Source organism: Actinomyces qiguomingii (genome assembly GCF_004102025.1).
GTDB classification, from domain to species: Bacteria; Actinomycetota; Actinomycetes; order Actinomycetales; family Actinomycetaceae; genus Actinomyces; species Actinomyces qiguomingii.
The window spans coordinates 3,760,646-3,775,363 of sequence record NZ_CP025228.1 but is presented as its reverse complement, the minus strand read 5'-3'; the positions used below and the strand labels follow the sequence as shown (position 1 = coordinate 3,775,363).

Here is a 14,718-nt window from a genome sequence, read left to right as displayed (position 1 = left end):
CGTCATGCTTCAAGGTCCAATGGAGGAACAATGGCAGACGACATCCGCGTCCTGCTCGTATGCGGCACCGGCGCCAGCAGCGGGTTCATGGCGGCGAATATGCGCAAGGCGGTTGCGGCGCACGGTTACAACATCAAGGTGACCGCCCGCTCCGAGAGCGAGATCGAAAATTTCATCGGGGAAACCGACGTTGTCATGATCGGCCCGCATCTTTCCTACGTGTTCGATGATATCGACTCTTTCGTTGGGGGCGCCGACGTCACGGCGATCCTCATGCGTCCGGAGTACTACTCCTCACTCGACGGCGAGGCCGCAATTCAGCACCTGGTCGATGTGCTTAATGAGGACGCCTGATGGACGCTCTCATCGGCTGGCTGGAGACCAGCTTCTCCCCGCGCATGGCCAAGGTGAATAACAATGTCTGGAGCGTTTCCATCAAGGACGCGATCATGCAGGTGCTGCCCTTCATTCTTGTCGGCTCCGTATTTGCCATGCTTGCGATTCTGAACGACTACTTCCCGACGCTGCCCAGCTTCTGGGTGCCCTACGGCTGGACCATGGGCATGCTGTCCCTCCTGGTGAGCTTCCTCATTCCCCTCAACCTGATGGAGAAGCGCGGCTACCGCAAGCAGCGGCTCATTGCCGGGGGCTGCGGCACCATCCTGTTCCTGATAATCATCACCCCGCAGGTGGTGCAGGACGGGGAGGCGGGCTTTGGTCACTCGGCCCTCGGGGCGGGCGGTATGTTCATTGCCATCCTGGCGGGGGTGGTCACCGGTGCCATCATGTCCCTGTTCGGGCGGTTCAGCCTGTTCAAGGAGGATTCCGTCATTCCCGAATTCGTGCGGGCCTGGTTCGATGCGATGATCCCGGTGGCGCTGGTGGTCACGCTCGGCTGGGTGAGTGTGGACCTGCTGGGGTTGGACGTGCACAACGCGGTGTTGGCGGTGTTCCGCCCGCTCGCCGGGGTTATCGAGTCGCCGTGGGGCTTCCCGCTGATGTGCTTCATCTACTGCTTCCTGTACTCCATGGGCATCTCCACATGGGTGCTCACCCCCGTCACCACTCCGGTGCTGCTGGTCGCCATTCAGGAGAATATGTCCGGCACCGCGCAGAACCTGGTCACCTCCACGATGCTGTTCTCCACCTACCTCTGGTTCGGTGGAATCGGCAACACGATGGCGCTCGTAATCATGATGGCCCGTTCCAAGTCGAGTCGGTTGAAGGCCCTGGGAAGGGCCTGTATCCCGCCGATGATCGCCAATATCAACGAGCCGGTGGTCTTCGGGGCCATCGCTTGGAATCCGGTACTCATGATCCCCATGTGGCTGCAAGGCGTGATCCCACCGATCATCATTTGGCTGCTGACCAAGACGATCCACTTCGCACCGATCCCAATGAACCAGTATGAGCTGTGGTACACGCCGTACCCTTTGGCGACCTGGATCACCACCCGATCCCTGGCCGCAATGATTCTCATGCTCGTCGTCTTCGCCGTCTCCGCGGTCATCTGGTACCCGTTCTTCAAGGTCTATGAGCGCCAGTCTCTGCTGAAGGAGGTCGACACGGCGCGGGAGAGCGGCGGTGGCACGAAGGCCGAGGAGACGACCGTATCCGGAGCCGTGGCCGCTAATACCGCTCGGCCCGGCGTTCGTCGGGGCTCCAGAAGACTGGTCGTCACGAGCGGTGGGCCTCGATCCGAGGGAGAGTGAAACGTGAATCAGAGCATTATCGATGCCTCCATGCAGATACTCATCCACTCCGGCGACGCACGGCGTGAGACCTACCGGGCCGTGGAGGCCATGGAGCAGTCGGACTTTACCGAGGCCACCGCGTTCCTGGATGCGGCCGATGGGTGCATCCGGCGGGCTCATCAGGTACATACCGCGCTGATTCAACAGGAGGCGGAGGGCGAACGAATCGCCTACGCCGCACTCTTCTCCCACGCCCAAGACACCCTCATGACTGCTTACAGCGAATTGCGTCTGGTGCGCAGGCTCCTGTCCGTATTCCGCGCCCAGGATGGGCGCATCCGTGCTCTGGAGGACCGAAATGACTGAAACAACAGACCCGACTGATCCGCTGGACGTACCCGTCGGCTTCCCCGAGGGCTTCCTGTGGGGCGGCGCCATCGCCGCGAACCAGGCGGAGGGCGCCTGGCAGGAGGACGGCAAGGGCTGGTGCCTGGCCGACATCAATCTCTACCGGGGTGACCTGCCGCCCGAGAGACGCTCCAACAGGGAGATGACTACCGGCCAAGTGCGTTTCCACATGCGCGATACCGAGGGACGCTACCCCAAGCGCGACGGCATCGACTTCTACCACACCTACGCCGACGACCTGCATCTGCTGGCGGGTACGGGCATGAACGCCTTCCGCACCTCGATCAACTGGGCCCGGATCTTCCCCAACGGGGACGACGCCGAACCCAATGAGGAGGGACTGGCCTTCTACGAGCGAGTAGTCGATGAGATACGCGCCCAGGGCATGGAACCGGTTATCACCCTGTCTCATTATGAGATGCCGGTGAACCTGACCCTGTCATACACCGGCTGGTACAGCCGGGAGACCATTGACTTCTTCGTACGCTACTGCGAGGCGGTGATGCGGCGTCTGGCCGGGAAGGTGCGCTACTGGATCGTCGTCAATCAGATCAATCTGATCACCCATGAGTCCTTCAACCACCTCGGCGTCGCCGCGGATAAGGTGGACAACCTGGAGCAGGCCAAATACCAGGCCGTCCACAATGAAATGGTGGCGGCCGCCAAGGTCACCTCGCTCGGACACGCAATCGACCCGAGCTTCGAGTTCGGCGTCATGCTGTGCCACGGCAACGCCGACCCGGCCAGCTGCAAGCCCGAGGACGTGCTCGCCGCGCTGCAGCAGAACCAAATGGAGTACTTCTTTTCCGACGTAGCCCTACGCGGCGAGTACCCCGGCTACGCCAAGCGGCGGTTTCGCGATCTGGGCATCCGCGTCGAATTCGGCCCGGGGGACGCCCAGGCTCTGCGCGACGGCGTGGCGGATTTCATGAGCTTGTCCTACTACTACACCCGGATTATCGACGCTGAGGCTTGGGCGGCAGGGGACACGGACGGCTTCGCCAACCCGCATCTGCAGGCCTCCGAATGGGGCTGGGCGATCAACCCGACCGGTCTGCGGGTGGCGCTGAACCAATACTGGGACCGCTACCGGAAGCCGATCATGATCACCGAGAACGGGCTGGGATCCAGGGACGTGCTGGAGGCCGACGGCACCGTGCACGACCCCTACCGCATCGACTACCTGCGTCGTCACCTGGAGGCGATGCGGGAGGCGATCGTGGATGGGGTGGATCTGCGCGGCTACTTCGCCTGGGGTCCGATCGACATCGTCTCCTGCTCGTCCTCGGAGATGTCCAAGCGGTACGGGTTCATCTACGTCGACATTGATGACTACGGCCGAGGGACCGGCAGACGCATTCCCAAGGACTCCTACGCATGGTACCGGCGGGTGATCGCGAGCAATGGGCAGGACCTCGGCTGAGTTCCTCCCATGCGGGCGCCGGGACCGCCGGGTGGTCAACCGCCGTGCCCGCCACATCGACCGACCTCGGCAGTAACGTCGACCGACCTCGGCAGTATCGGGCTCCTCCGGTTGAGCCGTGTTCGTCGAGTTCGGTCGAAATAACCATCGAGTTCGGTAGATATGACGATCGAGTTCGGTTGGTGGGGCTGGCGGGGTGGGGGAAGTGTCCGGATTCGGCACGAACGAGGATCCCCCGCCCGACGCCGCCCACTAGGTCCGCATGGTTTCAGCGAGTCTGAGGGTGTGGGCTGGGCGGGGGTGGGGTGTTTGTGTCGATTCTGGGCGCTTTGGCTCTCAGGTGCTGGCCTGCCGCCCTGGTATGGTGGGCAGGTCGGGGCGTCTGGTTGCCGACCGGGGCCTCCCCCTGTCCGATCGACTGGGACGCCTTTGACGACGAACCGGGCCCACACTGAAGCCGGCCGCCAGGCCGCCCCCGCCACCGACGCGGCCGGCAGCCGACCGGGCCTACACCACCACCGCCAACACCCTCAAACCCGAGGAGCCCCTTCACCGAAGCTCGGCATCAGAGAGGAGTCGGTCACGCAACCACACACCGAGGTCGGTCGAAGCCTCGCAACTTCGACCGACCTCGGTGGTTATTTCGACCGACCTCGACGGTTATATCGACCGAACTCGGTGGTTAGATCGACCGACCTCGGTGGTTATTTCGACCGAACTCGGTGGTTATTTCGACCGAACTCGGTGAGGGTGAGGGTGGGGACACGCTCGACCGGGATGACCAGGCCCACGGAATACCTCGCCATCTAGGACGGTTGTCCCGGGCGTCGGCAGCGCCAGCGCGTGCCCGGCAGACAACACTTCAATCCCTCCTACCGGAAGGAAGATCCGTGGCCCCCAAAGACATCACCGGCGCAGAGTTCAACCAGACCGTCCGTGGCGATGGCATCACGCTCGTCGACTTCTGGGCCTCCTGGTGCGGCCCTTGCCGACGCTTCGCGCCGATCTTCGAGAAGGCCGCCGAGAACAACCCCGACATCACCTTTGCCAAGGTCGACACCGAGGCCGAGCAGGAGTTGGCCGGGGCTCTGGGCATCTCCTCGATCCCGACCCTCATGGTTTTCCGCGACGACGTGCTCGTCTACCGTGAGGCCGGGGCGCTGCCCGCCCCCGCCCTGGACTCCCTGATCACACAGGTGCGTGAGCTCGACATGGATGACATCAAGCGCAAGATCGCTGAGGAGGAGCCCGCCGGCACCGCGCAGGCCTGACGGTGCGCCAACGCGGCCCGAGCCCGAATGGATTGGAATCGTCTGGGCCCGGGCTGATCGGCCGCCCGACGCACGCATGCGCTATCTGCGGCGTCGGGCGGCATCGTGCCATGGACGCCATGCGGGTGCCGTTCAGGTTCCTTCACGAGCGATAAGCCCTACCGTTCGAACTTCCGTGATTGTAAACTCCGACTCATGAGCAATCACCAAGTCAAGAATCCCGCAGTCATTCCGACCTTCACCGCCTCCGAGACCCTCGCCGCCGACCTGCAGCGCGCGCTGGTGGACATCACCGCGCTCAGCCTCGTCGGCAAGCAGGTCCACTGGAACCTGGTCGGCCCCAACTTCCGCGACCTGCACCTGAACCTGGATGAGGTTGTCGACATTGCTCGCGAGGGCTCCGACGAGCTCGCCGAGCGCATGCGCGCCATCAATGTCTTCCCTGACGGTCGTCCCGGCACCATCGCCTCCCAGACCACCGTCCCCGAGGCGCCCGAGGCCGCCGTCATCACCGCCGACGCGGTCGATTACATCGTCTCCGCCATCAACGCCGTGGTCACCACTCTGCGTGACATCCACGACGCCGTCGATGAGGCCGACCCCTCCTCCTCCGGCATCCTGGAGGACTACACCCAGCGCCTGGAGCAGCAGAGCTGGTTCCTCTCGGCCCAGAACTACTCCGCCAACTGAGGCCGCCAACTGCGCCCTGCGCGCCCGTGCGTCGGCCGCCCCTGCCCGCCGACGCGGCGGCGCGCCTAACCTGAGCGCATGCCGCACGCCCCTTCCGCCGACGTCGCCCGCCTGCACCGCCTTACCCGGCACTTCGCCACCGAGGCCGTCCAGGCCGGCGACGTCGCCGCATTCCCGCCGCCCGCCGCCTTAGCCGAACTCCCCCCGGTGGAGCTGCGGCGGCTGCTGGACGGGCTGCTCACCATCCGCCCGCCCCGCGAGATCCCCGACGACGACGTTCGGGAGGACCTGGATGAGATGCTCGCCGCCGAGGCCGCCCAGCGCGTGCACGACGCCGGCGCCCCCGACGCCCTGACGCTGCCCACCCTGGCCGCCACCCACGGGGTGGCAGGTCGGCTCGGCGAGCAGGTCGCCCTGTGGCGGGGCGACCTGACCACCCTGCGGGCCGGGGCGATCGTCAATGCTGCTAATGCGCAGATGCTGGGCTGCTTCGTCCCCGGACACACCTGCATCGACAACGTCATTCACGCCGTCGCCGGCCCCGGCCTGCGCGCCGAATGCGCCGCCCACATGGACGCCCGCGACGGCCGCCCCGAGGAGACCGGCCGCGCCCTGCTCACCTCCGGCTACCACCTGCCCGCCGCGCACGTGGTCCACACCGTCGGCCCGATCGTCGCCGCCGGCCGCCCCACCGACGCCGACCGCGACCTGCTGGCCTCCAGCTACCGCAGCGTCCTGGACGCCGTCGCCGACGCCGGCCTGGACTCGGTGGGCCTGTGCTCGGTGTCCACCGGCGAGTACGGCTATCCCAAGGATGAGGCCGCGCCGCTCGTGCTGGACACCCTCATCGACTGGCTGCGCACGCACCCCGAATCCGAGCTGCGGATCGTCATCTGCGCCTTCGCCGACGTCGACGTCGCCGCCTATGAGGCCGCGCTCGCCACCCAGGATGGGAGCTGGGTTCAGCGCTCGTAGGGGCCGGGCATGAGCACCCAGGCGGTCACGTAAACCACCCACATAGGGCCCGGTAGCACCGCCAGGGCGAGTGTCGCCAGCCGCACCAGCGTGGGGCTCACGCCCCAGTGCTCTGCCAGTCCGCCGCAAACGCCCGCCAGCAGACGTCGGTGGGACCGCCGCGGCAGCCGCGAGCGCCACGGCTTGGCGCGCCGGGAGGAGGACGAGTTGCGGCTGTAGGGGTTGGTGGGACGCTGCTGTGTCATGGTGCCAGCCTGCCCAGTCCCGCCACCTGGCGGTATCCGGGATACCCCTGACGCGGCCCTGGTAAGGGCCGACGCTGAGTTGGTGCGACCGGGTTGGCCGGTGGTTCGGAATGTGCCCTGTGCGCGGGAGCCTGTGGTACCCACCCCATGGCTTGCAGGCACGCTACAGGATTACTCCCCGGGGCGCGCCGCGGCGGCGGCCCGGGCGGCCGCCGGCGCGGCCGCGGCGATGCGTTCCAGCTCGGCGTCCCCGTGGGCGGCCGAGACGAACCAGGCCTCGAACACGCTGGGCGGCAGCGCCACCCCGGCGTCCAGGAAGGCGTGGAAGAACGGGGCGAAGCGCCAGGTCTCCTGGGCGCGGGCGGCGTCATAGTCCCGCACGCCCGCCGCGGCGGCCGCGGGGCCGAACATGACCGAGAACAGGGAGCCGGAGTGCTGCACCCGGTAGGGAACGCCCTCATCCTCCAGTGCCGCACCCACGATCGCCCGGATCTGCCTGGACGTGCGGGAGACCGTGGAGTAGACGGCATCGTTGGCCAGGGCCAGCGTGGTCAGACCGGCGGCCGTCGCCAGCGGATTGCCGGACAGGGTGCCCGCCTGGTAGACCGGACCGAGCGGTGCCAGCAGCTCCATCACCTCGGCGCGGCCGCCCACCGCCGCCAGCGGCATGCCGCCACCGAGGACCTTTCCGAAGGTGAACAGGTCCGGCACCCAGGCCGCCCGCTCGCGCCAGGCGGTGTTGTTCCCATCCCGGCCGCCCGGCCACGATGGCGTGGGCCTGTCAAGGTCGGCGTCCGCCCTCCAGCCGTCGACGGCCTCCAGGCCCCAGAATCCGGCCGGGCCCACCCGGAAGCCGGAGAGCACTTCGTCGGCGATCATCAGGGCGCCGTGCGCGGCGGTGATCCGACGGATGGCCGCGTTGAAACCGGGTGCGGGCGGCACCACACCCATATTCGCCGGCGCCGGCTCGGTGATGACGGCGGCGATCTCCTCCCCGCGCGCCGCGAAGCACGCCTCCAACGCGTCCACGTTGTTGTAGGGCAGGACCAGCGTCTGTGCGGCCACCGCCTTAGGCACACCCGCGGAACCGGGCTGCCCGCCCGTGGCCACACCGGAGCCGGCCGCCGACAACAGGCCGTCGCTGTGACCGTGATAGCAGCCGGCGAACTTGACCACCAGGTCGCGGCCGGTGGCTCCGCGCGCCAGCCGCACCGCGGTCATGGTGGCCTCGGTGCCGGTTGACACCAGGCGCAGCCGCTCCACCGGCGGCACGCGGCGTCGCACCGCCTCGGCCAGCTCGGTCTCGGCGGCGGTGGGGGCGCCGAAGGACAGTCCCCGGCCGGCGGCCTGGCGCACCGCCTCGACCACCGCCGGGTGGGCGTGGCCGAGTAGGGCCGGCCCCCAGGAGCCGACCAGGTCCACTAGAACGCGCCCCTCGGCGTCCTCCACGTGGGCGCCGAGGGCATGCGTGATGAAGGTGGGTGTTCCGCCTACGGCTTGGAAGGCGCGTACCGGGGAGTCAACACCGCCCGGGATCACGGCGCGGGCGGCGGCGAACAGCTCGGCGTTGGTGGGCATTGAAGGCATGGTGGGCTCCTGAAGCGATCGAGGTGGTCTGGCGGCAGCCTACGGCCTGATGGACCACACTTTCACCGCCCTGCGCGCAATTGTTCGGCGACCTCGCGAGCCCAGTAGGTCAGCACGCAGGCGGCGCCGGCCCGCACAATACCCAGCAGCGACTCCATGATCACGCGCTCGCGGTCGATCCAGCCGTTGGCGGCGGCCGCCTCCACCATCGCGTACTCGCCGCTGACCTGGTAGGCGGCCACCGGCACCGGGCTGGTGGCGGCAACGTCGGCAAGCACGTCCAGGTAGGGGCCGGCCGGCTTGACCATCACCAGATCCGCGCCCTGTTCCACGTCTAGCAGCGCCTCCCGCAAGCCCTCGCGGCGGTTGGCCGGGTCCTGCTGGTAGGTGCGGCGATCGCCCTTCAGGGTGGAGCCGACCGCCTCCCGGAAGGGCCCGAAGTAGGCGGAGGCGTACTTGGCGGAGTAGGCCAGGATGGTGACGTCGTCGTGGCCGGTTGCGTCCAGGGCGGCGCGGATCGCCGCCACCTGCCCGTCCATCATGCCGGAGGGGGAGACCATATGCGCCCCGGCCTCCGCCTGGGCCACGGCCATCGCCTGGTACAGGGCGAGGGTGGAGTCGTTGTCGATCTCGCCCGCGCGCCGGTCCCCGTCGGGGCGCACCAGGCCGCAGTGGCCGTGCGATGTGAACTCATCCAGGCAGGTGTCGGCGCATATCACCAGCGCGTCCCCGACCTCAGCGCGCACCGCCGCCACCGCCCGGTTGAGGACGCCGTCTTCGGCCCAGGCCTGCGAGCCGGTCTGGTCACGCGTGGCCGGCACGCCGAACAGGTCGATGCCGCCGACGCCCGCCTCGGCGCAGGCGGCGGCCTCCCGCCGGATCGAGTCCAGCGTGTGCTGTACGACGCCGGGCATGGCGGCGATCGGGTTCGGGGCGGTGATGTCCTCGCGTACGAATGCCGGCAGGATCAGTTGGCCGGGGTCGATGCGGGTCTCGGCGACCAGCCCGCGCAGCGCCGGGGTGCGGCGCAGGCGGCGCGGGCGGACGGTTGGGATGGCGGGCGCGGGCACGCCCCGCGAGGTGAGCAGGTCGGCGGCCGGAGAGGTGGTGGGATCACGCGGGTCCGGCAGGGGGAAGGCGGATGTCGTCTGGGTCATTGCGGCGGCCTCCTTAAGCATGCGGGCGGGTATAGAGGTTATGGAGGGTGTGAGTTCAGGGTGGATCAGGCAGTGTCGTGATTAAGGCGTCGCGGACTCCCGCGGGTGTTGGGCGGGCCGCGACGGCATCCACGCGCAGTCCGGCAGTGCGCGCGGCCGCGGCGGTCGGGGCGCCGATGGCTACCACGCGCGTGGCCGGCGGAGGCGGTCCGACCAGGTCCACCAGGGCGCGTGTGGAGGAGCCGGCCACCAGCACGACGGCGTCGAAGCCGCCGGCCGCCCAGTCGGCGGCGAGGCCCGCCGGCAGCTCGGCTAGCGCAACCGGTTCCATGGTGTAGGCGGCCACGGCATCGACCTGCCAACCGGCGTCGATTAGGCCCTCGCGCAAGGCGGGGGAGGCCAGGGCCGAGCCGGGCAGCAGCAGTCGACGCTCCCGAACCGCCCCGACCCCGGTCGCCCCGGATCGGCACGCGGGTGAGGACGTCGCAGGGGCGCCCGGCCCGCCGCGCAATTGCGGAAGTTCCAGCAGGGCGGCGCCGCTGCCGGCCGCCACCAGGTCCGGTTCGCGGCCCAGCCGCTCCCGCACGGCCCGCGCGGTGCCGGTGCCGACCACGGCAATCCCGGTCGCCGGTGCGGCGGCGGATGCGCCGGTGGGTCCACTCAGCGCGCTCAGGTCGAAGAAGTCCAGGGTGCGCGCCGAGGTCAGCACTACCCACGCGTACCCGCCGGCGGCCAGTGCGGCGGCGGCCCGCTCGCGGGGAGCGACGGGTCCGGGGGCCGCCCGGGTCACGCCTACGCAGACCACCTCGGCACCAGCCGCGGCCAGCGCGGCGGCAATGCCATCGCCGGGCTTGGCGCGCGGCAGCAGCACGCGTCGCCCGGCCAGGGGGGTGGTAGCGCGGCCCGTCGTGGCGGTGGCCTTACTCATGGCGCCTCCCGACGGCCGCGACCTGGCGGTGCGGCGCGCAGATCGACCAGGTCGGCGGCGCCCGCATCCAGCAGCGCCGTGGCCACCGCCTTCCCCAGCGCGGCGGCATCCGCCCGTGCGCCGATGGCCGACTCCCGCAGCATCCGGGACCCGTCGACGGCGGCGACCGCCCCATCCAGCCGCAGTCCCGCGCTCCCGTCCGCCAGCGTCGCGGGAACGGCCACCGCCCCCACCGGCGCGGCGCAACCGGCCTCCAAGGCGCGCATGAGTGCGCGCTCCGCGGTCACCGCCGCCCGGGTGGGCGCATCATCCAGTTCGACCAGGGCGGCGGCCAGCGCGGCGGCCAGGCCCGGGTCGCGGGCGGGGCCGCCCACGAGGGGTTCCACGCCGGGTGCGACGCCGCCCGGGTCCGGGTCCGCTCCGGCCCCGGCATCGGCCCGCGTCTCCAGGGCCAAAGCCCCCTGCGCGGGCGCCGGCACCATCACCGGCGCCGAGGCGCGCGGCCCGGGCTCCGGCGACGTGCCTGCCCCGCCCTCCCCGGGCAGCGCAAGCACCTGAGTGGCGTAGCCGTCCAGGCCCAGGCGGCGCAATCCGGCCAGGGCCAGCACCACCGCGTCCAGGTCGGGTTCGCGCACGGCGCCCAGCGGCCCGTCCGCGCCCACCACCGCGCCGACCACCCGGGACAGCCGCGTGGGCACATTCCCCCTGACGCCAACGATCTCCAGGTCCGGGCGCGCGGCGAGCAGCTGTGCGGCCCGACGCGGCGAACCGGTGCCCACTCGCGCCCGGCGCGGCAGGGCGGCCAGTCCGACCCCGCCCGCGGCGCACAGGGCGTCGCGCGGGTCCTCGCGGGCGGGGAAGGCGGCGATCCGCAGCCCGGCCACGGGGACGGTGGGCAGATCCTTGCAGGAGTGCACGGCCAGGTCGCAGCTCCCCTCCAGCAGCGCCTTGCGCAGGGCGGCCGCGAACACCCCTATCCCGCCGAGCCGGGTCAGTGGGGTGGCATCCACGTCGCCGCGGGTACGGATCTGGACCAATTCCACCTGAAGGTCGGCGCCGATACGCCGGGAGGCGGCGACAATCGCCCGCGCCACCTGCGTGGACTGGGCGATTGCCAACGCCGAGCCGCGGGTGCCCAGGCGCACGGTCCGCGCCGACGGTGAACCCGCCCCGATCATCGTTGTGGTGCTCATGCATGCTCCTCCTGCCGGACGGGTGGTGCGGGCCTGACTCCGGCCGTCATCGGCTGCCCGCCGGACAGCCCGGCCGCCTGCTCGCGGGCATGGGCGACGACGGCGGCAATGCCCGTTCCAGCCACCCACGCCCCGGTCACCGCCAGCCCCGCCACCGGGGCTACCTGCGCCAGCAGACGCCGGGTGCGCTCGCGGTAGGCGGGCGTGACCGGCGGCAGCGTCCCGTCCCAACGCACCAGCATCGAATCAATGACGTCGCCCTCACCTATGTGTACGCCGGTGAAGGCCTTGACGTCGGCGAGCGCGTCGGCCAGGCCCACCTGCGGCCGCGGCTCGCCCGGCCGCCCATAGGACAGGCGCAGCGCGTGCACCGCCCCTTCCTGTGCGTCCGCGTTTGCGGGGCCGTGCAACTGCCGCAGCTGCTCCCCGATCCACGGCCACTTCACAGAAAGGTGCGACAGCGCCTTCGCCTGCACCGGTGCCCGCCCGGGCGCGGCGGGGGCCACCAGCAGTCCGGAGCCCACTGGTGCGCCGGCCAGCTCCGGGGCGCGCACCACCAGCAGATAACGGGCGATCGGGGCGCCGACCGGCACCTGCACCCGGGTGTCCACACCGGGGACGCCCGCCAGCAGCCGCAGCGCCGCCCCTGCCGAGCAGGCCAGCACCACTCGCGGCGTGCGCACCACCCGCTGCGGCCCGGCCGCCACCGGCTCGTCCGACAGCGTAGCCCCGCGGGTGGTGGGGGCGATTCCCACCTCCCAGGTGCCGGTGGAGCCGGTGCCGGTGGCGCGCGTGGCCGGCCGCAGCCACTGCGCACCGGTGCGGGTGAGCACCCGGCCGCCGGCGGTCTCGATCGCCTCCCGCAGCGCATCGGTGAGGCGGAACAGGCCGCCCTCAACGGTTACGTCCGCGGCACCGCCCCCGCGGCGCCGGGCCCGGCGACGTTCCAGCAGCTCGCCGACGGCTGCCTGCAAGGACCCCAGCCGGGCGGTGTCACGGCGCAGCCCCGGGGCGACGGTGTCGGCCGCCAGGTCGGCGGGGTCTGCGCTGTGGATGCCCGCCACGATCGGGCGCACCAGGCGGTCTAGGACCGCCTCGCCCATGCGGGTGCGCACAAAGGAGGCCAGGTCGGCGGGATCTTCGGGGCCGGTGCCCACCGCCCCGTCGAGTTCGGCGTCGCGGGCCGCCCGGGCGGCCGCCTCTGGGCCGATGACAGCCACGACGTCGTCGGCGCGCGGGTCGGCGGGGATGCCCAGGAACCCGTTGCGCAGGAAGCGGTGTAGTTGCCAGCCGCGAGCCGGATCGGGGGCCACGCCCGCAGCGCCCGCGGGCCTCACGGCGGCCGGAGCGGCGGTGTTGTGGGCGTGTTCGGCCCCCAAAGGGGGCAGGAACAGGCGCGCACCGCCGCCGGCGGGGCCGACCACTTCCAGCCCCAGGGCATCTACCATCTGCGTGATCGCTTCGCCGCGGATCACGAATCCCTCCGCCCCCAGGTCCATGCGCACCCCGCCGATGTCGGCTCCGGCGACGAGCCCCCCGGTATAGCCGCGCGCCTCGATCAGCAGCGGGCGGTGTCCGGCCCGCGTCAGCTCCCAGGCGGCGGCCAGCCCGGCGACGCCGCCGCCCACCACCAGCGCGTCGTGCCGTTCGATCATGCCGTCGGCACCCGCCCGCTGTCGCTCCTTCATGCCTCACCATCCCATCCGGCCAGGGCCGTACGCTCCCATTCCTGCGAGCCGTGCACGCGCGCCACCACCCGGGTGAGCACATCCGGGTCGGTTGACGGCGGCACGCCGTGGCCCAAGTTGAACACGTGGGCGCTCGCCGCCCTGCCCGCCTCCAGGCAGGCGTCGACCGCCCGGGCGAGCGTAGGCCACGGCGCCCCTAGCAGCGCCGGGTCGAGATTGCCCTGCACCGGGCGGGTGCCGGCCCCATCGTCCCGAGGTCCCGCACCGAGGGCGGTGGCCGCGCGGGCCAGGTCGGTGCATTCGTCCACGCCGAGGATGTCGGCCCCGGTGCGGTGCAGCTCGGGCAGCAGGTGTGACGCCCGCGTGGCGAAGTGGATCGTAGGGGCCGCGACGCCGGTGGTGGCCGAGACGGCGTCGCGGACCACATCCAGTGCCAGCGCCGAGTACGGGGCGACCTTCTCACGGTAATCGGCGGCGGGCAGGGCTCCGGCCCAGGAGTCGAAGAGCTGTACGGCGGCCGCGCCCGCACGCACCTGGGCGGCCATGAACTGTCCCGTCAGGTGGGCGGCCCAGGTCATTAGCGACTCCCAGGCGGACGGGTCGGCGTGCATGAGGGTGCGGGCGGCCAGGTGGTCGCGGGAGGGGCGGCCCTCGGTCAGGTAGGCCACCAGGGTGAACGGTGCCCCGCCAAAGCCGAGCAGTGGGGTCCAGTCGGAGGTGCCCCGTGAATGCGCCAGACCCGCCTGTGCCCGGGCGGACAGGCCGACGGGGGCGGCTGGCATGCGGGGCGGTTCCCCGCGTTGGTGGCTGTGGGCGCGGTCCGCCTGCTGCGGTGGGCGTGCGCCGGCACCTGGCTGCCCCGGACTGCCCAACTCCGCCACAACCGCCTGCACGGCCGCCTGGATGGCGTTCACTGCGGCGGCGCCGTCGAGCGCGCCGCCGTCCGGCCCTGTCCCGGCTCGGTCGGCATCACCGAAGCGGTGCGCGGTGAGTCGGCGCACACCCGCACTGTCGCGCACGGGGGTGTCCAGGACCGGGCCGGTGCCGGCTTCGATGCGCACCGACACGCCCGCCAGCCGCAGCGGCACCATGATGTCGGAGAAGAAGACGGCCGCATCCACCCCGTGGCGGCGCACCGGTTGGAGGGTCGCCCGGGCGGCCTGCTGCGGCCACAGGCACACATCCAGCATGGGCGCCCCCGCGCGTTCGCGCAGTGCCCGGTACTCCGGCAGGGAGCGGCCGGCCTGACGCATGAACCACACGGGCGTGCGCGCCGGCCGTTGCCCGGCCAGGGCCTCCAGCAGGGCCGGCCTCCGTGTTGGCGGGGTGTTGGCGCCCGCGAAGTCGGCGCTACCGCCTGCGCGGCCCGCCCCGCCGGAATTCTGCACGGAAGTAGTCACGAAATACTCCTCGTCCTGATGGGTGCGGTAGGAATGACATGACATGGCGTCGTCTGAGA

Annotated in this window: 14 protein-coding genes; 7 read left to right on the top strand and 7 right to left on the bottom strand. The window is 70.7% G+C overall.

All coding sequences use genetic code 11. From position 1 onward, the window contains the following. Positions 1-30 precede the first annotated feature (30 nt). From CWT10_RS15850 to CWT10_RS15820, 7 genes are all read left to right on the top strand, one after another. Entirely contained in the window at positions 31-354 is a 324-nt protein-coding gene (locus CWT10_RS15850; protein ID WP_103063701.1) for a PTS sugar transporter subunit IIB, read from the top strand. Beyond that, complete coding sequence (locus CWT10_RS15845) at positions 354-1,712, top strand: PTS sugar transporter subunit IIC (RefSeq protein ID WP_103063700.1); 1,359 nt, start codon at positions 354-356, stop codon at positions 1,710-1,712. The genes CWT10_RS15850 and CWT10_RS15845 overlap by 1 nt, the downstream gene beginning before the upstream one ends. A gap of 3 nt (positions 1,713-1,715) precedes the next feature. Next, positions 1,716-2,060: a PTS sugar transporter subunit IIA gene (locus CWT10_RS15840; RefSeq protein WP_103063699.1), complete on the top strand. Its 345-nt coding sequence runs from the start codon at positions 1,716-1,718 to the stop codon at positions 2,058-2,060. Further along, on the top strand, positions 2,053-3,525 hold the full coding sequence (locus tag CWT10_RS15835) for a glycoside hydrolase family 1 protein (RefSeq protein ID WP_103063698.1): 1,473 nt from the start codon (positions 2,053-2,055) through the stop codon (positions 3,523-3,525). The genes CWT10_RS15840 and CWT10_RS15835 overlap by 8 nt, the downstream gene beginning before the upstream one ends. Before the next feature lie 890 nt (positions 3,526-4,415). Beyond that, positions 4,416-4,796: a thioredoxin gene (trxA, locus tag CWT10_RS15830; RefSeq protein ID WP_103063697.1), complete on the top strand. Its 381-nt coding sequence runs from the start codon at positions 4,416-4,418 to the stop codon at positions 4,794-4,796. A 195-nt stretch (positions 4,797-4,991) separates the two neighbouring features. Further along, the gene (locus CWT10_RS15825) at positions 4,992-5,486 is read left to right on the top strand and encodes a Dps family protein (RefSeq protein ID WP_103063696.1); all 495 of its coding nucleotides are present in this window, start codon (positions 4,992-4,994) and stop codon (positions 5,484-5,486) included. A 78-nt stretch (positions 5,487-5,564) separates the two neighbouring features. Beyond that, on the top strand, positions 5,565-6,461 hold the full coding sequence (locus tag CWT10_RS15820) for a macro domain-containing protein (protein WP_103063695.1): 897 nt from the start codon (positions 5,565-5,567) through the stop codon (positions 6,459-6,461). Here the strand turns inward: CWT10_RS15820 and CWT10_RS15815 are convergent. The 7 genes from CWT10_RS15815 to CWT10_RS15785 all read right to left on the bottom strand — a co-directional run bounded on the left by CWT10_RS15815 (position 6,449) and on the right by CWT10_RS15785 (position 14,659). Next, a complete protein-coding gene (locus tag CWT10_RS15815; protein WP_103063694.1) occupies positions 6,449-6,706 on the bottom strand; it encodes a PspC domain-containing protein in 258 nt (85 codons plus the stop codon). The two genes, CWT10_RS15820 and CWT10_RS15815, sit on opposite strands and share 13 nt — an antisense overlap. Before the next feature lie 171 nt (positions 6,707-6,877). Further along, entirely contained in the window at positions 6,878-8,284 is a 1,407-nt protein-coding gene (gene hemL, locus CWT10_RS15810) for a glutamate-1-semialdehyde 2,1-aminomutase (RefSeq protein WP_128683678.1), read from the bottom strand. Positions 8,285-8,355: 71 nt separating this feature from the next. Then, the gene (gene hemB / locus CWT10_RS15805; RefSeq protein ID WP_103061803.1) at positions 8,356-9,450 is read right to left on the bottom strand and encodes a porphobilinogen synthase; all 1,095 of its coding nucleotides are present in this window, start codon (positions 9,448-9,450) and stop codon (positions 8,356-8,358) included. A gap of 55 nt (positions 9,451-9,505) precedes the next feature. Continuing rightward, positions 9,506-10,378, bottom strand: a complete 873-nt coding sequence (locus tag CWT10_RS15800) for a uroporphyrinogen-III synthase (RefSeq protein WP_103061802.1) — start codon at positions 10,376-10,378, stop codon at positions 9,506-9,508. After that, on the bottom strand, positions 10,375-11,571 hold the full coding sequence (gene hemC / locus CWT10_RS15795) for a hydroxymethylbilane synthase (protein ID WP_233187988.1): 1,197 nt from the start codon (positions 11,569-11,571) through the stop codon (positions 10,375-10,377). The genes CWT10_RS15800 and hemC overlap by 4 nt, the downstream gene beginning before the upstream one ends. Then, complete coding sequence (locus tag CWT10_RS15790) at positions 11,568-13,259, bottom strand: protoporphyrinogen/coproporphyrinogen oxidase (RefSeq protein ID WP_103061801.1); 1,692 nt, start codon at positions 13,257-13,259, stop codon at positions 11,568-11,570. The genes hemC and CWT10_RS15790 overlap by 4 nt, the downstream gene beginning before the upstream one ends. After that, positions 13,256-14,659 carry a uroporphyrinogen decarboxylase family protein gene (locus CWT10_RS15785; protein WP_416171672.1) on the bottom strand — a complete coding sequence of 468 codons (1,404 nt, stop codon included), beginning with the start codon at positions 14,657-14,659 and terminating at the stop codon, positions 13,256-13,258. The genes CWT10_RS15790 and CWT10_RS15785 overlap by 4 nt, the downstream gene beginning before the upstream one ends. Positions 14,660-14,718: the final 59 nt, after the last annotated feature.

Coding starts and splice junctions, on each gene's coding strand:
- CWT10_RS15850 (WP_103063701.1), top strand. CDS start 31: ATGGCAGACGACATCCGCGTCCTGCTCGTATGCGGCACCGGCGCCAGC.
- CWT10_RS15845 (WP_103063700.1), top strand. CDS start 354: ATGGACGCTCTCATCGGCTGGCTGGAGACCAGCTTCTCCCCGCGCATG.
- CWT10_RS15835 (WP_103063698.1), top strand. CDS start 2,053: ATGACTGAAACAACAGACCCGACTGATCCGCTGGACGTACCCGTCGGC.
- CWT10_RS15825 (WP_103063696.1), top strand. CDS start 4,992: ATGAGCAATCACCAAGTCAAGAATCCCGCAGTCATTCCGACCTTCACC.
- CWT10_RS15820 (WP_103063695.1), top strand. CDS start 5,565: ATGCCGCACGCCCCTTCCGCCGACGTCGCCCGCCTGCACCGCCTTACC.
- CWT10_RS15815 (WP_103063694.1), bottom strand. CDS start 6,706: ATGACACAGCAGCGTCCCACCAACCCCTACAGCCGCAACTCGTCCTCC.
- hemL (WP_128683678.1), bottom strand. CDS start 8,284: ATGCCCACCAACGCCGAGCTGTTCGCCGCCGCCCGCGCCGTGATCCCG.
- hemB (WP_103061803.1), bottom strand. CDS start 9,450: ATGACCCAGACGACATCCGCCTTCCCCCTGCCGGACCCGCGTGATCCC.
- CWT10_RS15800 (WP_103061802.1), bottom strand. CDS start 10,378: ATGAGTAAGGCCACCGCCACGACGGGCCGCGCTACCACCCCCCTGGCC.
- hemC (WP_233187988.1), bottom strand. CDS start 11,571: ATGAGCACCACAACGATGATCGGGGCGGGTTCACCGTCGGCGCGGACC.
- CWT10_RS15790 (WP_103061801.1), bottom strand. CDS start 13,259: ATGAAGGAGCGACAGCGGGCGGGTGCCGACGGCATGATCGAACGGCAC.